At 45.3% G+C, this 18,494-nt stretch carries 19 protein-coding genes; 11 read left to right on the forward strand and 8 right to left on the reverse strand.

The features are described 5' to 3' along the window. Positions 1 to 14: 14 nt before the first annotated feature. From ICE90_RS04580 to ICE90_RS04595, 4 genes are all read right to left on the reverse strand, one after another. On the reverse strand, positions 15 to 1,250 hold the full coding sequence (locus ICE90_RS04580; protein ID WP_251368527.1) for an ABC transporter substrate-binding protein: 1,236 nt from the start codon (positions 1,248 to 1,250) through the stop codon (positions 15 to 17). A 75-nt stretch (positions 1,251 to 1,325) separates the two neighbouring features. Further along, entirely contained in the window at positions 1,326 to 2,567 is a 1,242-nt protein-coding gene (locus ICE90_RS04585; protein ID WP_216191154.1) for an FAD binding domain-containing protein, read from the reverse strand. A gap of 9 nt (positions 2,568 to 2,576) precedes the next feature. Further along, positions 2,577 to 3,035 (reverse strand): glyoxalase, encoded by a 459-nt coding sequence (locus ICE90_RS04590; protein ID WP_215321750.1) that lies wholly within the window; start codon positions 3,033 to 3,035, stop codon positions 2,577 to 2,579. A gap of 14 nt (positions 3,036 to 3,049) precedes the next feature. Beyond that, on the reverse strand, positions 3,050 to 3,742 hold the full coding sequence (locus ICE90_RS04595) for a TetR/AcrR family transcriptional regulator (RefSeq protein WP_216860970.1): 693 nt from the start codon (positions 3,740 to 3,742) through the stop codon (positions 3,050 to 3,052). A gap of 112 nt (positions 3,743 to 3,854) precedes the next feature. On the opposite strand from ICE90_RS04595, the gene ICE90_RS04600 reads away from it, so the two are divergent. From ICE90_RS04600 to ICE90_RS04635, 8 genes are all read left to right on the forward strand, one after another. Then, complete coding sequence (locus ICE90_RS04600; protein WP_072582970.1) at positions 3,855 to 4,331, forward strand: CoxG family protein; 477 nt, start codon at positions 3,855 to 3,857, stop codon at positions 4,329 to 4,331. A gap of 76 nt (positions 4,332 to 4,407) precedes the next feature. Then, positions 4,408 to 5,262, forward strand: coding sequence for a xanthine dehydrogenase family protein subunit M (locus ICE90_RS04605; RefSeq protein WP_216157175.1), 855 nt, complete (start codon positions 4,408 to 4,410; stop codon positions 5,260 to 5,262). Between the two features lie 42 nt (positions 5,263 to 5,304). Beyond that, positions 5,305 to 5,814: a (2Fe-2S)-binding protein gene (locus ICE90_RS04610; RefSeq protein ID WP_215359658.1), complete on the forward strand. Its 510-nt coding sequence runs from the start codon at positions 5,305 to 5,307 to the stop codon at positions 5,812 to 5,814. Between the two features lie 20 nt (positions 5,815 to 5,834). After that, positions 5,835 to 8,231 (forward strand): xanthine dehydrogenase family protein molybdopterin-binding subunit, encoded by a 2,397-nt coding sequence (locus tag ICE90_RS04615; RefSeq protein WP_215321753.1) that lies wholly within the window; start codon positions 5,835 to 5,837, stop codon positions 8,229 to 8,231. A 127-nt stretch (positions 8,232 to 8,358) separates the two neighbouring features. Next, positions 8,359 to 9,135: a 3-hydroxybutyrate dehydrogenase gene (locus ICE90_RS04620; protein WP_216191156.1), complete on the forward strand. Its 777-nt coding sequence runs from the start codon at positions 8,359 to 8,361 to the stop codon at positions 9,133 to 9,135. A gap of 140 nt (positions 9,136 to 9,275) precedes the next feature. Further along, the gene (locus tag ICE90_RS04625) at positions 9,276 to 9,854 is read left to right on the forward strand and encodes a superoxide dismutase (RefSeq protein ID WP_216157169.1); all 579 of its coding nucleotides are present in this window, start codon (positions 9,276 to 9,278) and stop codon (positions 9,852 to 9,854) included. A gap of 28 nt (positions 9,855 to 9,882) precedes the next feature. Then, positions 9,883 to 10,476, forward strand: coding sequence for a urate hydroxylase PuuD (locus ICE90_RS04630; RefSeq protein ID WP_215321756.1), 594 nt, complete (start codon positions 9,883 to 9,885; stop codon positions 10,474 to 10,476). Positions 10,477 to 10,664: 188 nt separating this feature from the next. Beyond that, complete coding sequence (locus tag ICE90_RS04635; RefSeq protein WP_216191157.1) at positions 10,665 to 11,219, forward strand: DUF1080 domain-containing protein; 555 nt, start codon at positions 10,665 to 10,667, stop codon at positions 11,217 to 11,219. Between the two features lie 23 nt (positions 11,220 to 11,242). Here the strand turns inward: ICE90_RS04635 and ICE90_RS04640 are convergent, their stop codons facing one another. Next, the gene (locus tag ICE90_RS04640; RefSeq protein ID WP_216191158.1) at positions 11,243 to 12,079 is read right to left on the reverse strand and encodes a DsbA family protein; all 837 of its coding nucleotides are present in this window, start codon (positions 12,077 to 12,079) and stop codon (positions 11,243 to 11,245) included. 239 nt (positions 12,080 to 12,318) lie between these two features. On the opposite strand from ICE90_RS04640, the gene ICE90_RS04645 reads away from it, so the two are divergent. The 3 genes from ICE90_RS04645 (at position 12,319) to ICE90_RS04655 (ending at position 16,365) form a co-directional block, all read left to right on the forward strand. After that, entirely contained in the window at positions 12,319 to 14,583 is a 2,265-nt protein-coding gene (locus tag ICE90_RS04645) for a type II and III secretion system protein (RefSeq protein WP_216191159.1), read from the forward strand. Positions 14,584 to 14,653: 70 nt separating this feature from the next. Continuing rightward, a complete protein-coding gene (locus ICE90_RS04650) occupies positions 14,654 to 15,436 on the forward strand; it encodes a hypothetical protein (RefSeq protein WP_216191160.1) in 783 nt (260 codons plus the stop codon). Between the two features lie 107 nt (positions 15,437 to 15,543). Further along, a complete protein-coding gene (locus ICE90_RS04655) occupies positions 15,544 to 16,365 on the forward strand; it encodes a hypothetical protein (protein WP_215321761.1) in 822 nt (273 codons plus the stop codon). 81 nt (positions 16,366 to 16,446) lie between these two features. Here the strand turns inward: ICE90_RS04655 and ICE90_RS04660 are convergent, their stop codons facing one another. The 3 genes from ICE90_RS04660 to ICE90_RS04670 all read right to left on the reverse strand — a co-directional run bounded on the left by ICE90_RS04660 (position 16,447) and on the right by ICE90_RS04670 (position 18,388). Further along, positions 16,447 to 17,616 (reverse strand): NAD(P)/FAD-dependent oxidoreductase, encoded by a 1,170-nt coding sequence (locus tag ICE90_RS04660; protein ID WP_215321762.1) that lies wholly within the window; start codon positions 17,614 to 17,616, stop codon positions 16,447 to 16,449. Positions 17,617 to 17,673: 57 nt separating this feature from the next. Beyond that, a complete protein-coding gene (locus tag ICE90_RS04665; protein ID WP_068321654.1) occupies positions 17,674 to 17,841 on the reverse strand; it encodes a rubredoxin in 168 nt (55 codons plus the stop codon). Positions 17,842 to 17,902: 61 nt separating this feature from the next. Then, positions 17,903 to 18,388 (reverse strand): rubrerythrin family protein, encoded by a 486-nt coding sequence (locus ICE90_RS04670; protein ID WP_216191161.1) that lies wholly within the window; start codon positions 18,386 to 18,388, stop codon positions 17,903 to 17,905. Between the last annotated feature and the right edge of the window lie 106 nt (positions 18,389 to 18,494).

Raw genomic sequence — 18,494 nt, forward strand, 5'->3', positions numbered from 1 at the left:
CCTGAAGTTTTGGATTAGGCCTTGTGACCTAGCTCTGCACAAGAACGCATGTTTTTCTCTGTAGTAGGTTCAATCGTCAAAATCTTGAAGACGTCATACTTATCTTTCATATCTTTTGATTTTGACTCGATGATGATGACAGATTGAACTGCTTGATGATCGCATTTACGATAGTATTCGGGACCCTTGTACCAGTCATACTTGAGATTTTCCATTGCAGCGACCACCTTCATAGTGTCGCTAGATTTTGCAATTTTGACTGATGCAAGTACGCTTTTAACGCCTGCATAACCTAATGCACCGTAATCAGAAGGAACGGAGCCGTTGTATGCTTTTCTGTAGGCATCGTTAAATGCTTTTGCTTGCGGGATACGATCCTCCAGACCCCAATAGTAGGAGGTTCCACCAGCAATGCCTTCAAATGCTTCTGCTCCACCGGCAATGCGTGAGGTGTAGAGCAAAACAGGCGCCACAATTTTCATGCTGGATTTCAAACCAAAATCAGTACACTGCTTTGCTGAATTCACCAGGTCACGTCCAAAGTTGCATAAAACTAAAATATCTGGATTCAAGGCTTTGATACGCGGTAAGAATGCTGAATAATCTGATGTGCCCAATGGATGGCGAATATCAGCCAGGGTTGTAGCACCCATTTCTTTACCAGCACGCTCAAACGCGCGCACCATTTCATGGCCGTAAGCATAGTCAGCTGTTAAGAACACAATCTTCTTTCCAAAACGTGGAATAGAGTAACGTGCTACAGCGCCAGCAGTCATTGTTGGGTTTAGTGCTTCGTGGAATGTATAAACACTCCAGTCTTTCGCTTCGTTAATTGCATCAGATTGACTAATGGAGTTAAAGAGAACTTTACGCTCTTTGCAAACGGCATTGATAGAAAGTTGTGTTGCCGCTGAAAGTGAGCCAACGACAAAGTTAACTTTGTCTTTTTCAATCAACTCCAAAGTACGAGTTGCGGCTTCTCCAGCGTTGAGCTTGGTGTCTCTCACTAGAAGCTCTGCCTTACGTCCGTTAAGGCCGCCTGCATCGTTAAATTCTTTGATGGCTAATTCAGCCGCCTTCACCTGATCCTGAGCTTCTGCTGAGAAGGGTCCTGTCAACGGCGTTGGAAAGCCGATCTTAATAGTGTCAGTCTGAGCATTTGCCACGTTTAACCAAAGTGGGGTGCTTGCTGCTGCGGCTCCACCAATTAACATCTTGCGTCTTGTTTGATTCGTTACTTTTTGTTTCATGGTTGTCTCCTCCATATAAAACTTTGTTAAATAAGAATACTTTTTATTGTTTTAAATCTTAACTGAATGCACCTTTTAATGCGCAGATTCAGGCACTGCTTTCCCTTGAGCTAATAGATCGCTGATATCAATCGCGGTTTCCGCCATCACAGTATCGGCATTTCTTTTTAACTTCTCGTTATCCCTATTGCCCTTACTTCCTTGGGCTTGCATATAGCGACCCAAATATTGGGCTCTAGCCACTACTTGTTGGCCTAGCTCTAAGCGCTCTTCGCTGTATGCGTTGAGCGCTGCTGGGGTAGCGCCATGTGCGGCAATATGCTTTGCAATCACTATTGCCTCATCAGCGGCCTTGGTAACACCCATACCTACGTGCGGCCTACCAACAAAAGCGGCATCGCCCATGAGTGCGATTCTGCCAAAGACAATTTGTTCGGAGCGCACGTCATAAATGGCTTGTAAAAATGGTGCGGCTGTTTTTTCTAATATTTCTGCGTATTGGGGTGCCAAGATCTCCTGCGCCACTTTTCGCATGCGAGCGATATGCTTCCAAGACACTTTGAGTGGTGGGATGCCGGTAGGGTAGTGATGACCATCATCGTCTGTAAGAAGGCTTACCAACTCCTCATGCTCTGAGGCTGGGCGATACCAAACAAAGTTATAGCGACGCTTGCCTGGACGCGTGTCATTGCCAGAACCAGCAACTGGATAACCCAGCATTTGCTCGCCATTGGGCAAACAAAAGCCAAAGCGATTGAATAGAGTCTCTAGAGTGTTCCTTGATAGGCAGGCTTCGTCACACACGCCACGCCAAGCTATATAGCCTGCATATTCAGGTTGAATCTTTGGTGCGACTTGCGCTCGCACTGCAGAGCGTATGCCATCGGATGCAATGAGTAGCTCTGCGTCATACTGACTGCCATCTTCACAAAGTACCTTTACGGCGTTCGCATCTTGCGTAACCGACTTCACTGTCTTGCCTTGAAGGTAGCGCTCGCTTGGAAAACTTTCTTTGAGCATGTGATAAAGGCGGCTCCAAGAGGTTAATACTTGAGGTAACTCCATTTCACCAAGGCTTTGACCGTCAGCACCCAAAGTGACACGCTTAGTCACGGGTACGCCGAGTGTTTCATCAACAGTCACTCCAGCAGCGCGTAGTGCTTCAGCCAAAGCATCATGGGTGACAATGCCGGCGCCACGACCGTCCAAGGATCCAATAGTCTTTTCTAGCAAAGTAACGTCATGCCCTTGGCGCAGCAAAATATTTGCCACGAATAAACCACCAAGAGAGCCGCCTACAACTAGAATTTTTGCCATCAATAACTCCTAAGCCGCTTTTGCATCCAGGGCTGCTTTTTCTTCAGCTGGGTAGTTGAGTTCAATAACTACACCATTAGGATCATCCAAAAAGATTTGGTGGAGCTTCAGGACAGGTACAGTGCGCTCGCGATAAGAAACATTGAGTTTCTTTAGGAGAGCAATTTTTTCTTCTAGGCCGGTCGCAAAAAAAGCAATGTGATCTACTGCGCCAGATCCATGGAGTGTGCTGGGGTCGCGTTCACCTAAATATTTTTTCAGTCCGTTCAGATCATTTTTGTCGATAGCAATGAGGTGCAAGACTGCATTAGCCCAACTACTCTCATCACCGTTGTATAGCCAGACGCCTGGGAAAGGAAACTCAGGTCTTGGACCAACAGTTAAGCCAAGGAGCTTGCTAAAAAATTCAGTCGTTTTTTCAATCTCTAGACTGCGGATGGAGAAGTGATTTAGGCTTAGATTAGACATAGATACCTTTTGAATTAAGCAAACAGTGATTTAGCAGAGTGAAGGTAAGACTGCACTCGGTCGCGAATGATCTCTTGTTCTGTATTGGGGCTTTCGGCGGCATAGATGGCTTGCCCGTAGATCCAACGTCTCATGCCGATATAGAAAACGCCACCATGCAATCCCATGAGAAATTCAAGTTCACGCTGGGTGGGCTTTGATGCATCAGACCTGCCGCAATACTTGCGAGTTTCGCGAATGAGTCTTGGTAATAAGCGCGTGCGCAAGAGCTCGAAGAAGCGATCGCTAATAGAGTGATCACTTAAGCCAGAAAAAATCAAAATGCGCACAAAGTCATAAGTTAAGACTGTGTTGGAGTAGTCCAAATAGAACGCATTGAATTTTTCTTCGGGAGTAAGGGAATCATCATCCAGCAGTTCTTCCCACTCTGGCTTCCAGCGAGATTCAAAGACCTCTTTATAGACTTCTTGAATCAGCGCATCTTTGGTGGGGAAGTAGTGATAGAGCAGGGTGTGAGTGATACCCAACTCTTTGGATAAATTTCTTAATTGGCCATCGATACCATTTCTGGCAAAGAACTGAATAGCGCTATCCAATATTTGGCGTTTCCGCTCGGCTGTACCCATTCTTTTTCGGATGGGCGCCAAAGAGCCCTCTGAACTTTCAGCAGTATTTGGGCTGGAAACACTATCTTCAGTAAAACGCATGGATTCTCAGGGTTTATCCGAATTTGGACTTATTGACCAAAAGTTAAATAATGGTACATTGTTGAACAATTGGTAGATAAGACTCTATTCGTACAAACCCCAAGGAGATCAAATGGAATTAAATGGCGAGCAACTCATATCCGCTCCAATCCCTGAAGTATGGAAGGGTTTGAACGATATTGACGTGTTAGCCAAGTCCATTCCTGGCTGCGAGGAGATTAGTCGCATCTCCCCAGAAGAGATTCATGCCAAGGTGATGTTCAAAATTGGACCCGTTAGAGCCCGTTTTGCAGGGAAATTGCTCCTAAGTGACATTATCCCGGACCAGTCTTGTTCTATGGCCTTTGAAGGGTCTGGTGGGGCGGCAGGGTTTGCCAAAGGTAAGTCACGAGTGGAGCTAAAGCAAGCCGAAGGAGGTACTTTGGTCTCTTATACGACGGAAGCCTCGATTGGCGGCAAGTTAGGTCAAATTGGCGGTCGCTTAATTAGCGCATCGGCAAAAAAGATTGCAGATGATTTTTTTCAGAAATTTGCAAAAGAATTAGGCGGGGAGACAGTGGCGTTGGAGTCAGACGCTGGCGGTAAATAAAGAGCGGTAATAAAAAAGTAGCGCAAAAAAATAAAAAGCTAGAAAAGCTTAATACATTGGTGGTGGAGGAGACTTAATGAAATCTGCAGCATTCGATTATGTAAAGCCCAAAAGATTACAAGAGGCATTATCTTTGCTTGAGCAGGGCGGCGATGATGCGCAATTAATTGCGGGTGGGCAAACTTTATTGGCCACGTTGAATATGCGTTTGTCTGAGCCCAAAGTGTTAATCGATATTACTGATATCGCTGAGCTCAAAGGTATTTCGGTTGTTGGCGATAGTTTGCGTATTGGCGCTCTAGTGACCCATACTGAAATTGAAGATTCAGAATTAGTTGCAAAACATGCACCACTTTTAAAAGCTGCCGCTCCACATATTGCCCATCGCGCTATTCGTAATCTTGGCACTTGGGGAGGCTCACTGGCATACGGTGACCCAGCCGCCGAATGGCCCGCTTGTAGCTTGACTCTGCGTGCCACCATGGTGATTCATGGTCCAGCGGGCGAGCGCCGAATTTCTGCAAACGATTTTTTCATTGACTTGTATACGACCTCATTAGAGCCCGATGAAATTCTCGTGGCGACTGAGATTCCAATGGCAAGCAAGCAAGCAGTTTTCTATTTTCATGAGCTGGCTAGACGTCATGGCGACTACGCGGTTGCTGGTTTAGCTGCAGTTGCAGAGAAGCAGGGTGATGTTTTGACTCATTGCGCCTTTACATTCTTTTCTGTTGGCGCTACGCCAGTAATGGCAACTAAAGCGCAGGATTTAATCAATGGCCAAAAACTCAACGTTGAGTTAATTACCAAGGCCGTAGCCGAAGCGCGTAATGAAATCGAAGCCATTGCAGACATTACCAATAGCGCAGAAGCGAAACAACATTTAATTGGTGTATTGCTTGAGCGTGGACTCAAGCACATGATTGCTTAATACTCAAACAGCAAGCATCGGCACAAGAATTCGGAGATCAAAATGAGTTTGAAGAAAAAAATTTCAATGACCGTGAATGGTCGACTCGTCAATGCAGAGATTGAGCCACGCAGACATTTGGTGGATTTCTTACGTGAAGATTTACATTTAAAAGGCCCTCACTTGGGTTGCGAGCAGGGCGCGTGCGGAGCTTGTACCGTCAAGGTAGATGGACAAATCATTCGCGGATGCCTATTTCTGGCAGTACAGGCCGATGGCAGCGTAGTCGAGACCGTGGAAGGTCTAACTAAAAACGGTGTTTTGACTGATCTGCAAGAATCTTTCATGCGCCACAACGCTATGCAGTGTGGCTTCTGCTCCTCTGGCATGTTGTTAGCTGCAGCAGAGTTGATTGAGAAACAACCAAAAGCAACGCGCGAACAAGTGCGCGAATGGATCTCAGGTAATTATTGTCGTTGCACTGGTTACCACTCTATCGTCGATGCAATCGTCGATGTATTGGATGCTCGTGCCAAGGGTCAAAAAATTAAACCTGTCCTTGCTAACGCCTAAGGTATTGAGGAAAACGCATTATGAATAAGCCAAGTGATTTAAAAGGAATGGTGCTCGATCCCGTAACAAATGATCAGCGATACATAGGCCATAGCGAACCAAGACATGGGGCTCGTCGTCTGCTTGAAGGTCAGGGCACTTACATTGACGATATTCAATTGCCTCGTATGGCGCATGTGGTGTTCTGGCGTTCCCCGGTAGCACACATGAAAATCGGCAAAATTCATACAGAGCATGCCAGTAAGATGCCTGGTGTTCTTGCAGTTGTAGATGGCGTGCAAATGGCGAAAATTTGCAAGCCTTGGGTAGCCACTTTGGGCCACCTAGCTGGTATGAAGTCCGCCCCTCAACACGCCTTAGCAATTGATCGTGCTTGTTGGCAGGGTGAGCCGGTGGTAGCGGTAGTTGCAGAAACTAGAGCGCAGGCGGAAGATGCTCTGCAGCATATCGATGTTGAGTGGGAAGAGTTGCCGGCGGTCGTTTCCATGGAAACCGCGCTTGATGCAGATACTCCGGTTATTCATCCCGACCTTGGCGACAATTTATGCTTCACCCGTACTTTAGATGTCGGTAATGTGGAAGAAGTATTTGCAACTGCTGACGTGGTAGCAGAAGCTACTTTTGGATTTGGGCGCCATACCGGCGTAACACTTGAGCCGCGCTGTCAGATTGCAGATTACAACCCAGGCGATCGTCGCCTCACTGTGTACCATTCGCAACAAGCGCCACACATGATGCAAGATCTATATTGTCGTCAGTTTGGGCTTTCGGAATCAGATGTGCATGTCATTTGTAAGGATGTGGGCGGATCATTTGGTATTAAGGTGCATGCCTATCCAGATGACTTTGCTACCGTAGGGCTTGCCATGATGCTTGAGCGCCCGGTGAAGTTTGTTGCAGACCGTCTTGAATCATTTACCAGTGATATTCATGCGCGTGAGCATCGTATTAAAGGACGTATAGCTGCCAATAAGGCAGGCGATATATTGGCTTTTGAGATCGATGATCTGACTGCAATTGGCCCATACTCCATGTTCCCTAGAACTAGCGCTATTGAAGGCAATCAAGTCGTGAACTTGGTCGGTGGTCCTTACAAGCATCAAAACTATCGCGCTAAGCTGAATGTCGTTTTTCAGAATAAAACACCCACTTGTCAGTATCGTGGGGTAGGTCATCCGATTGCTTGTGCTGTGACCGAAGGTTTAGTGGATTTGGCTGCGCAAAAATTACAAATGGATCCGCTCGAGTTTCGTAAACGTAACGTCATTCCGGATGATGCTTATCCTTGCTCTGGAATTTCTGGAATTAAGTTGGAAGTTCTATCACATGAGCAATGTTTGCGAACCATCGAAAAGATGATGGATTATTCTGCATTGCGTAAAGAGCAGGCTGAGTTGCGCAAAAAAGGGATCTATCGCGGCATTGGGTTTGCAACATTAATTGAGCTAACCAATCCAAGCCCTGCTTTCTATGGCGTAGGAGGTGCTCGCATTGCCTCTCAGGATGGCGCTACCGTTCGCATGGATCCTAGTGGTGTGGTTTCAGTCTTGATTGGTGTTGGTGAACAAGGTCAAGGTACTGAAGGTATCTATACCCAGATTGCGGCTGATGCTGTCGGTGTTTCAATCGACCAAGTGCGCGTTATTACTGGTGATACCGATGTGACTCCTTACGGCGGTGGCACGTGGGCTTCACGTGGAGCAGGTGTTGGCGGTGAAGCGGTTCTCTTGGCTTCTCAAGCCCTACAAGAAAATATTATTAAACTGGCGGGCGCCATTTTGAATCGGCCTGTTGCAGAACTCACTGCGCGTCGTGGATACATCTTAGATAAAGCGACTGGTGAGCAATTGTTGCCGTTTGGTGAAGTGGGTAGAGTGGGTTATTTCCGCACTGATACTTTACCGGCAGGATTTTCTGCAGATCTCATGGTGACACGTCACTACACTCAAAAGGAATACCCGTTTATCTTCACGAATGGGGTCCAAGCATCTTATGTTGAGGTTGACCCAGACACAGGCTTTGTAAAGTTATTGAAGCATTGGGCGGTAGAGGATTGTGGACGCGTTATCAATCCAATGTTGGTCAATGAACAAGTGCGCGGTGCAATCGTTCAAGGTATTGGCGGCGTTCTGTTTGAAGAGTGCCTCTATGACGAAAGTGGTTTGTTGCGCAATGGCAGCATGGCAGATTACTTAGTGCCGATGGCTAATGAGATGCCGGATATTGAGGTTGCTCACGTTGAGACGCCTACCCAATCTTCCAAATTGGGTGCTAAAGGGGCGGGTGAGGCTGGTACGGCCGGAGCGCCAGGTGCAGTTCAAAACGCTATTAATGATGCCTTGGCGCCATTAAATGCATCCGTCTTTGATCAGCCCATCACCTGCGAAAAGATCCTGCGGGCTCTCAAGAAAATCTAATATTTATAGGTTCTGACTACCCCTGGTGCATCGCCTCCAGGGGTAGTTCAACACATCCTGTAACATCAAGTTTTGGGGCCATAAAGCAGTCTGCAGCCCTTTTAATTAACTTGATACGGTAAATGATATGTCCACATTAAAAGGTAAAACAGCACTAGTTACTGGTTCCACTAGCGGTATTGGCTTAGGAATGGCTATTGCACTGGCTAAACAAGGCGTCAACATCATGGTCAATGGTTTTGGCGAGAAAGATGAAGCCATTGCTCAAATTAAAGCTTGCGGAGTAGAGGTTGATTACCATGGCGCAGACATGAGCAAGCCCGCTGAGATCGAAGATCTAATTAGGCAAACAGAGAAGCGTTTTGGTTCGCTGGATATCTTAATCAATAATGCTGGCATTCAATACACTGCAAACATTGAAGAATTTCCAACAGATAAGTGGGATGCCATCATCGCCATTAACTTAAGTTCAGCATTTCACACAACACACCATGCCTTGCCTGGTATGAAAAAACGTAACTGGGGCCGCATTATTAATATCGCCTCAGTACATGGCCTAGTAGCTTCTACTCAGAAGGCTGCCTATGTTGCTGCAAAACATGGCATTGTTGGATTAACCAAAGTGACGGCCTTGGAAAATGCTCGCACTGGTATTACTTGTAATGCAATTTGTCCGGGCTGGGTTCTTACTCCATTGGTTCAGAAACAGGTAGATGCTCGTGCAGAACGCGAAGGCATTTCCAATGAGGCCGCTAAGATTGCCTTGGTATCCGAAAAGCAGCCATCTGGAGAGTTTGTGAGCCCAGAGCAATTGGCAGCCTTGGCGGTTTTCCTATGTGGGCCAGATGCCTCTGAAGTGCGTGGAGTAGCTTGGAATATGGATGGTGGTTGGACTGCTCAATAATCCTTAGTAAACACTATTGAAATTAATGCCAGTAAGCTGCTTTACTGGCCTTTTTCTTGGATCAAACAAAAACCGCAGAATAGTCTATAGTTATCCAAAATTTGTCTATATTTGGCGTAATGTAATTAAAAGGAATACAAATGGAACATACCTTACCTCAGTTGCCATATGCACTCGATGCTTTGGCCCCATATATCTCTAAGGAAACTTTGGAGTATCACTATGGCAAACATCACCAGGCTTATGTCACTAATTTAAATAATTTGATTAAAGGGACTGAGTTTGAAAATTCATCTCTTGAAGACATCATTAAGAAATCTACAGGCGGTGTATTTAATAACGCTGCACAGGTCTGGAACCATACCTTTTATTGGTCAAGCATGAAGCCAAATGGTGGTGGAGCACCTAGCGGCCCATTGGCTGATGCTATCAATGCCAAGTGGGGCTCATTTGATAAATTCAAAGAAGAATTTACAAAGTGTGCTGTGGGAACTTTTGGCTCAGGCTGGGCATGGCTGGTTAAAAAAGCAGATGGTAGTCTTGATCTTGCTTCCACTAGTAATGCTGCAACGCCTCTCACCACAGATGCTAAGCCATTAATGACATGTGATGTTTGGGAGCATGCCTACTATATTGATACACGTAATGCACGTCCAAAATATGTAGAAAATTTTTGGAATGTAGTGAATTGGGATTTTGCTAGCCAAAATTTTGCTTAATTTAATTTATCTCATTTAGGAAAATCTAATGACATCAATCTTGACCTCTTTGGGACGCACTATTTTTGCCGGTTTTGTCCTGCTCGCCCTTATTATTTTGGCTTTAGGCGGCAACTTTAGTTCTGCTGAACTTCCGTTTGTCTTCCGCTGGTTGCACGTGATGTGCGGTGTGATGTGGATTGGTTTGCTCTGGTACTTTAACTTTGTGCAGATTCCATCAATGCCAAAGATTCCCGATGAGCAAAAGCCAGCGATTGGCAAAGTCATTGCTCCAGCAGCATTGTTCTGGTTTCGTTACGCGGCTTTGTTTACTGTGCTAACGGGTTTGATTGTGGCCGCTTTAAATGGTTACCTTCATCAAGCCTTCACATTGCAAGCCCCGTTCCGCGCAATCGGTTTAGGTATGTGGATTGCCTTGGTAATGGCTATTAACGTTTGGTTCATTATTTGGCCAAATCAAAAGCGCGCTCTTGGTATCGTTGCTGTTGAAGCTGACGTTAAGGCAAAATCTGCTCGCGTTGCGATGTTGACATCTCGTTTGAATACATTGCTATCCGTACCAATGTTGTTCTTGATGGTTGCTCAATCACACAACACTACATGGTTCGTGATCGTTTCTTAATCACCGCTTGATATGTAAAGAAAAAGGCCCGCAATGCGGGCTTTTTTCTTGCTCCCTTTTTAAGCTCTGCTGATGGGCATGGAGATGCTATACACTTATTCACATTACCTCAGTCTTCTATGCTCAAAAATACTTTCCCCGTTAAAAACTATTTTGCATGTCTCAGTCTATTAGGCGTACTTGTTTGGATGCCTATGCCCGTATATTCGCAGGCCATCATTACTACTCTTGGGTCAGCATTTTCTATGACTAATGGCTCCGATCTTTCTGCATGGAAAATGAATGGAGGTAGGAATGGAAATGCAAGTTGGCAGGTTGATAATAAAGAGATACAAGTAACGCAAGGTCAGGGCCTTTTGGTATCACGTTTAAGCGTTCCTGATTTTCAAATGGCATTTGATTATTGGGTTTCCGACAAAGCGCAAGCGACAGTATTTTTTCGTTGCGCCAACCCAGGTGACATAAATACGGACACAGCTTATGAGGTAGCCTTAGTTAACCAGGCAGGTGGTTCTGGTGCCGGCTCAATTTTGTCGCTCAATAAAGTGAAGCCAACAAAGGTGGCTAATCAATGGAATCACATGCAGATTAGCGCCATTGGAACAGAGCTTTCAATCACTTTGAATGGGGTAACGCATCAAGTGAGCGACACTCGATTCAACGCAGGACCAATTGCAATGAACTATATGGGCGGGGAGTTGCGTTTAAAAAATATTTACGTCACCATCCCTGGCAGATGGTGACGCCTATATTCGGGTTAAATAATTTATTTTTTATTCTTCAATAGATTTTTAACTTCTTGCTTTAAAACATCCTCAGGTACTGCGCCAGCCAAAACATTAAAGGCGCCTGTTTTGTGGTTAACAAGGATGACGCCTGGGGTCCCGCTAATGCCCGCATTCAAGCCATCTTCTAAATCATCACTGACTTGCTTTGCCACTGCCTCTGACCGCAGGCAGATATCAAATTTTTCAACATTCAAACCTTGCTCTTTTGCTAATGCTAGCAAAGGATCTACGCCGTTAGCGCTTGGCATGCCTTGTCCATTAGAGCGGGTAGTTTTAAAGATGCTGTCAGCGTATTTCCAGAAGGCTGCATTGCCACTTTGCTGAGCAGCGCAAACGGTAGCTACAGCTTCTTTTGTAGCCATCGGGTCATGAAACGAGAGTGGAAAATTTCGCCACACTAGATTAACTTGATCAGGCATTGAATCGACTACCTTATTTGGTATCTCTCCGAACTGTTTGCAAAATGGGCACTCAAAGTCTGAATATTCAATGATGGAGATAACTGCATCTGGCTTTCCATATATAAAGTCTTTATTTGCATCAACTGGCCGCGCATTTTTTGCCATTGCTGCTTTTTGAGCTTCTTCTTTTTGTTGTTTGGCTTGGGCGGCATTAATTTGTTTTTGTCTGTAGCGTTCAATGCCTCTATCGATAGCGCGATCCAATGCACCTGATTTTTCAAGGCTTTGAATTATTTGCTCGGTAGTGGGGGTGGGGTTGGATGGCTGGGAATGGGCAGCATTGAGAAATAGGCCTGTCGCGAGTGCGCACGCCAAATGCATTGTGGATTTCAGGGTAATTGAGGACATAATCATGTGGTTTATTTGAGATATATTGAGTATATATTGCTAATTGAGCATAAGTTCTTCATCAAATTCACAATTTTCCAATTACACTGTTTTTAACTAGAAGTCGTCTATTCATTCGTATCTTTTACTCGGCATCAAGCGGTAATGTAATTCAGGCTATTTAACTTTGTTATGTTTTTAGTATTAAGAAGCTAGAATGGAGCGGGTTAGAGCCCCCTTTTTTTATTTGCACTGAATTTATATAAATGAGTAAGTTGATACCTTTTTTAAAGCCGTCCCACTCCATTGCTATATTGGCTTGCCTGACACTACTTTCGGGTTGTGCTGGCACGGGCGGAAGAAGTACCCAGATGACTCAGATGAGCAGCAATGGAACGAGTCAAAAAATTGCCCCCCCAAAACAAAATATTACTCATGAGTTGGTGAAGCAGGGCCTTGTGTATTTGCGCGAGGGTGATTATGAAAACGCCCAAAAAGTATTTAGTGCGGCTGTAAAGATGAGTCCTAGCAATTCTACAGTCCACCTTTTGAATGGCATTAGCTACCACTTACAGTACTTGAATAATGCGGGTGATAATAAAGAGCTAGCAGAAACTGCCTATGGTCTTGCCGCCTCCTTAGACAGCACAGACACTTTGCCACTAATTCAATTAGGCCGGCTTCATATTGATTCCAGAGAATACTCAAAAGCCAGTAGGGATTTCATTAGCGCTTATGCCATAAGCCCTTCAAGTCAGGATGCGTTGTTTGGTCTCTTGCAATCATCTCTATGGCAAAAGGACTTTAAGACCGCGCTCTGGGCCGGTGATAGTTTGAAAAAGCTCAACACAACGAATGTTGATCAATTGCGATTGATGACTTTAATGTATGCAGCTGTTGGTAAAACCACGGAGTCCAACATCAATTTGGATGCCTACGCAAAAGAAAATTCCGATAACCCAAAGGAGATTGCCCAATTAAAGCAACAAGTTACTTATATAGGTACTCAGTTGAGTAATCTCAAATCCATGGATTTAGATATTGCTCAAAACCCCGCGAATCTTAAGGATCCCGCATCTCAACAGGGCAAGATGATGAAGGTCGCTGGTGGAGTTGTCGTGGCCAAGGGCGCTAAGGGCAATAGCTCTAGTTCAGCGGGCAGAAGCTCCGACTCTAGGAGTGGAGTAGCAGGCGCCTATAGTAACAATCAGAATAGCGACGATTCGAGTGACGATGGGTCTTCGGGTTCTTCGGGTTCATCGGGCTCTTCTAGCGCTCCAGGGATGCCAACTTCTCAGCCTAACGCTTCGGCTGCGCCGGTTAGTAGTGGGGGTGGCGGTGGAACCTATTCTGCGGTTTCAATGTCGAATCAGCAGCAGCGTTGGTTTGATTGTGATACAAAGCCTGGTTTAGGTAAAGCGCCTGGAGGAAGTTACGGTGTTCCAGTAGGCGGGACTTCTGGGGACCAGACGCTCTATTTAGAGCCATTACCTAGCCCTTGTAATGCTAAGAAGCCTCCAAAGATGGCGTCAATTGATGCGGTACTAATTCGAACGGTTGATGCGCAATCCAGTCAGAGTGGGATTAATTTGCTTACCGGCTTAACTATGTTTGCTGGAAGCCAATCCTTTCGTAGTACTGGTTCATCAGGCGGAAGTAGTGTGAGTGGTGTGGTGCAAAATAGTGTCATTGGTATTGGTAACGCAACCAGCGCAACTATTAACAGCGTGAGTGGTCTGGTTAGTTATAGCTTGAATATTGCCAATTCAACCTCAAGTAATTCTCAAGTGATTGCGAGACCTACTTTGACGGCTCTTGACCGTATACCTTCTACCTTCTACTCGGGCGCGGTAATTACAGCCGGCTTAAATGGTGGTGGGGTATCTGGGGCGCAAATTACCAATATTCCAACTGGCGTTAGCTTATCAGTAACCCCTACATTCGTGGACGAAGAATCCATGATGCTAGCTGTTAAAGTATCCCGCTCCTATGTCACCGGTACCAGCTCAAATCTCGGAGGATTTAATGCGAGCGTATCTCAAGAGCAACATGCAGTTACGGCTAATGTAAAAATTAAATATGGGGAAACACTGATTTTAGATGGGCTTTCCTCTCGTCAGGTGGGCAATAATTCCGATGGGGTGCCAGTGCTTCAAGACATTCCAATTATTCAATATTTGTTTAGTCAAAAAAGTCAGCAACTCTATTCGGAGAATGTTTTGGTCATGGTCACTCCAAGAAAAGTACAGTCGGAAGAGGAGATTTCAAAAGCCGCTACCAACACAGGCAAAGATCAACCCCAAACCCCCAAAGAAAAGAGCATTTATAGAGCGTTGCAGCTTTATAAACAAATTTCTTCTGAGTCGGATACGAATCTAGACAGCACTTTACTCGCCCTGGATCGGGACAGTAGTTACTTTAGAACTTTTGCAAGCTCGGCCTTAAATCAAAATCTAGATAGCTGGGTGACTGAGCCAAAAATCAATAAATTCTTTGATGATGCTGCAAATATGATCTACTTCACTAGGTAAATAAGCTGCCATTTAGACTTATTAAATCCTTATTTTTAGACGTGCCGCTTAATGTACAAAGGTTAGAAAAATGTTGAAAAAAATTACACTCTCTATCATTCTGGCTGGTCTAAGTTTGATCGCTGTTGCGCAAAGTGATCCTAATTTGAGGGATAGGGTAGACCAGCGCATGGACATTCGTTCTAATGGAGATATGCGGCAAAGGGTTGATGGCAACCGCAGTATTAGCAGTGATGATGGAAATGCTAGTGGCGATAAAAGAGGTGTCGGTAAAGGAGGAATGGCGGTTTGCGCTGGTGAATTTGCCCTATGCGCTTCTTCCACTTGCAAGCCTACCGGCAGAACAATTACCGTTAAAGAAGATGGCGGAAAAACTACCAAACAGTATCCAGAAGCAATTTGCAAGTGTCCTGTTATTACCTCTCAAATTGCACAACAAAATAACTCACCCTTGGTTGGAGTTGCTGGTCTAAATGAGGGAAACATGGAGGGCTCTTGCCGCTCGCCTGGGACTGGAAAGGTTTGGTCGTACTTCTCTACAACAATTACTACCTACCCTCAGGAGCAGCCTAATGGTGATTTTATGGGGCCCACCGCATCTCAATCACAGAATTGTTCTGCCAAAGGCTCGGCTCAAGGATCTAATTGCTGGAGTTATATTTGCACCGTAGACCCAAAAGAAACAAATGGGATTAAAACAGCTTCTTGCCGCTGCCCTTATGGCGAGGGCTTATTTGGCCAAAAGGCTAAGGGTGATCGAGGTTATATAACTTACGCTGGTAGCACCTGGAGTAATCCCAAAGCAGCATGTAAGATGCTGCCAGTCGGCTTCCCGGATCAACTCCTGCAATAAGTGCACAGCTCATTGTTAGTTAAATAAAAAAGATTTTTTGCTGCACGTTGCCTTACGAATGTATTAATTTAAATTACTCTTAAGAAATGAATTGTTTGGAGAATCCCATGAAAAAAGTTTTATCTGCTGCAGCTATCCTGCTGAGCATTACTTGCACATCATTTTGGGGGTCTGCCAATGCAGCCTCTATCGATCCTAGCGCTAATTCTTTAATGCTTGCTCAAGTCGATACGAGGGATCGTGATGTCCGAGATACAGTAGATAGGGTTGAGAATAAGCCGAATGACGTCGTTCGGGATAATCGTGCTAATGCCAGCCCAGGATATTACGCTTCCCGCACCTCTAAAGGTGTTACTAAAGCAGGATTAACTGAGTGTAGTGGTGATTTTGCTTATTGTGGGGCCTCTATCTGTAAGCCTACGGGTAAGAAAATCAAAGTGAATGAAGATGGCGGAAAAACGACTAAAGAGTATGACGAGGCAATTTGCAAATGTCCAATCATCACCAGAGAAATGGCTGCCCAACAAGGCGTTACTTTGCATGGTGTAGCAGCCGTCAATGAGGGCAATATGAAGGGCTCATGTAAGCCGCCTTCAAAAGGTACGATTTGGTCATATGCCGAGATGAATTTACCCGAATGGCCACAACAAAGCGCTAATTACCAAACTTTAGCTCCGAAAGGCCTGCAATGCCCAGCCGGTAGCCAAACAGTCAATTGTTGGAATTACTTATGCACGATTGACGCAAAGCCTGCTGCGAATGGTGTCAAATTAGCGACTTGTCGTTGTCCAATTAATGAAGGTGTTTTGGGTCATAAGGCTGGTGGCAATGAAATTTATTTCACTGCTGCAGGTGGATATTTTTCTGATCCCTCAAGTGCTTGTTCCATGTACCCCGTTTCAGGAGCGATCCCGCAACCAAGCAACTAGTTTATTTTTGCTGTGACAGTTTGCAAAAAAACCCGCTACTCTATAAAAGTAGCGGGTTTTCTTTTTCTTAACTAAATGAATTTATCCTAATATCGACGGCAGCTCTTTAGTCAAGGAGCCACGTTGTGCCGTGGCTGCACCCATGAGTGCAAAGCCCAATAACTTTCCATCGTTAGACTCAAAGCGTGCTTCTAGACCGCCTTCAACTGGTGTTGTAGTCCATTTGCCTTGCGCACCCTTAGCAGGGGGCGAAACAATCGTGGCCAATGCGGGTGTTTTAACCATCACAGGCATTGCAGGATAGGTCAAAGCAGTGGTTTGTCCAATTAAGGTGGGCGCCAATGCTCTCGCTGCTTGCATGATGGGCATCACGTAAGGCAGGACTAAGCCGTCCACCTCTGCGCAATCTCCAATTGCGAATATGTTTTTAATGTTGGTTTCGAGTTCGCGGTTTACCTGAATGCCAGCTCCTGTATTCATGCCACTTTCTTTAGCTAATTCAATTCTGGGCTTTAGACCAACGGCCGATAAAAATACGTCGCAAGAGATTGTGTTGCCATTGGCTAGTGTCACCTGCAAAGCGTCCCCATGACGATCAATTGCTTGCACGGTTGTAGATAGGTGCCAATGCACGCCAGCCGCACTGAGTTTCTCCTGCAGCTCTAGGGCTGCAGCTTCAGGCAAAAGGCGACCCAGAGCTTGTGGAGATAAGTCAATCACATCTACCTCATAACCTCCCAGCACAAGATCATTGGCGAATTCACAGCCAATCAGGCCCGCACCCAGAATGGCAATCTTCTTTTTTCCGGTGATTGCATTACGAAAGCGTGCGTAGTCTTCCAAATCATTTACTGTGATGACTTCGTTCGCAGCGCTCCCTTGAAGTGGGAGACGAATTTGATCGGCACCCAAAGCCATTACCAGTTTTCCATAAGGTACTTCACCTTTACTAGTTTGAATGGTTTGCGCACTAGGATTAATTGAGATGACATCACACTCACCCAAGACAGTCATTTCTAGTTGCGTTGCCATGCCATCAGCTGGCGTAGAGATTAATTGCGCCGCTTCTTTCTTGCTTGCCAGAGCGGTAGAAAGCATAGGTTTGGAATAAAAATATCCAGGCTCACGCGTTACCAGCGTAATTGGAACTGCTTTATCCAATTTTCGGATTTCACGAATGACGGTGTAGCCAGCCAATCCACTGCCAATAATGACAATTGTGGATTGGAATTGAGGGGTGGTTTGATCCAAAGCTAGGCTCTCCAAATAACGAAAAGGTAAACAGGGTGAGGGGGTGCTGAAGTGGCCTTAGCTTACCTGAACCATTTCAAAATCTGCTTTTGCTACACCGCAATCAGGGCATTCCCAGTCTTCTGGTACATCAGCCCAGAGTGTGCCAGCTGGAATGCCATCTTCTGGGATTCCTTTGGCTTCGTCATAAATATAGCCGCACACGATACATTGGTAAGTTTTCATTTTGATTCCTTAAATAGTCTGTTGATTTTAAATTTAATTTCTAATTATTTCTGGGCCCATCTTATTGGGCCGCAAAAACCTTTGCTTTTTCTAAAGCCTGCTTGTAATGGTTTGCATGACGTTCTTCAACGTTTGCCAACGCAGCGAAGCGTTTTGCTGCTTTTGCCAATAACGCCTGAAATTGCTCAGCATGCTCTTTAGATTCCGCAATTTGCTCATCGATTTCTTGTATGGCTGCAGCATTGCCTTCTTGAACTGCTGTTTCCCGAAAGGATGGATACATTTCGGTGTATTCATAGGTTTCGCCTTCAATAGCAATCTCCAAGGCACGTGCAGGAGTAATGGTGCCAGCGGGGTAGAGTAAATCTAAGTGGCCAAAGGCATGCATCACTTCTTGGTCAGCGGTAGCTTCAAAGATCTTTGCGGTTTCTTCGTCACCAGCAGCGCGAGCTAATTTTGCAAAATAACGATACTTGATATGAGCCATAGATTCGCCGGCGAAGGCGGACTCTAAGTTTTGGATAGTTTTGATTTCTGGACGTGTCATTTTGATTCCTTTATTAAGACATACGGTTTGTTGAGTATTCCTTGCTGCTTTCTCAACTATGGATGCAGTGTGCACCTTATTTATTGATCAGTCTAATGAATCATTA

Origin of the sequence: Polynucleobacter sp. AP-RePozz3-80-G7 (assembly GCF_018882145.1) — a bacterium.
GTDB lineage: Bacteria > Pseudomonadota > Gammaproteobacteria > Burkholderiales > Burkholderiaceae > Polynucleobacter.

Bases quoted from the DNA above. Each gene is read 5' to 3' on its own strand.
- ICE90_RS04590 (WP_215321750.1), bottom strand. From the start codon at position 3,035: ATGTCTAATCTAAGCCTAAATCACTTCTCCATCCGCAGTCTAGAGATT.
- ICE90_RS04580 (WP_251368527.1), bottom strand. From the start codon at position 1,250: ATGAAACAAAAAGTAACGAATCAAACAAGACGCAAGATGTTAATTGGT.
- ICE90_RS04605 (WP_216157175.1), top strand. From the start codon at position 4,408: ATGAAATCTGCAGCATTCGATTATGTAAAGCCCAAAAGATTACAAGAG.
- ICE90_RS04625 (WP_216157169.1), top strand. From the start codon at position 9,276: ATGGAACATACCTTACCTCAGTTGCCATATGCACTCGATGCTTTGGCC.
- ICE90_RS04585 (WP_216191154.1), bottom strand. From the start codon at position 2,567: ATGGCAAAAATTCTAGTTGTAGGCGGCTCTCTTGGTGGTTTATTCGTG.
- ICE90_RS04635 (WP_216191157.1), top strand. From the start codon at position 10,665: ATGCCTATGCCCGTATATTCGCAGGCCATCATTACTACTCTTGGGTCA.
- ICE90_RS04665 (WP_068321654.1), bottom strand. From the start codon at position 17,841: ATGAAAACTTACCAATGTATCGTGTGCGGCTATATTTATGACGAAGCC.
- ICE90_RS04640 (WP_216191158.1), bottom strand. From the start codon at position 12,079: ATGATTATGTCCTCAATTACCCTGAAATCCACAATGCATTTGGCGTGC.
- ICE90_RS04615 (WP_215321753.1), top strand. From the start codon at position 5,835: ATGAATAAGCCAAGTGATTTAAAAGGAATGGTGCTCGATCCCGTAACA.
- ICE90_RS04655 (WP_215321761.1), top strand. From the start codon at position 15,544: ATGAAAAAAGTTTTATCTGCTGCAGCTATCCTGCTGAGCATTACTTGC.
- ICE90_RS04620 (WP_216191156.1), top strand. From the start codon at position 8,359: ATGTCCACATTAAAAGGTAAAACAGCACTAGTTACTGGTTCCACTAGC.
- ICE90_RS04595 (WP_216860970.1), bottom strand. From the start codon at position 3,742: ATGCGTTTTACTGAAGATAGTGTTTCCAGCCCAAATACTGCTGAAAGT.
- ICE90_RS04670 (WP_216191161.1), bottom strand. From the start codon at position 18,388: ATGACACGTCCAGAAATCAAAACTATCCAAAACTTAGAGTCCGCCTTC.
- ICE90_RS04650 (WP_216191160.1), top strand. From the start codon at position 14,654: ATGTTGAAAAAAATTACACTCTCTATCATTCTGGCTGGTCTAAGTTTG.
- ICE90_RS04630 (WP_215321756.1), top strand. From the start codon at position 9,883: ATGACATCAATCTTGACCTCTTTGGGACGCACTATTTTTGCCGGTTTT.
- ICE90_RS04610 (WP_215359658.1), top strand. From the start codon at position 5,305: ATGAGTTTGAAGAAAAAAATTTCAATGACCGTGAATGGTCGACTCGTC.
- ICE90_RS04600 (WP_072582970.1), top strand. From the start codon at position 3,855: ATGGAATTAAATGGCGAGCAACTCATATCCGCTCCAATCCCTGAAGTA.
- ICE90_RS04645 (WP_216191159.1), top strand. From the start codon at position 12,319: ATGAGTAAGTTGATACCTTTTTTAAAGCCGTCCCACTCCATTGCTATA.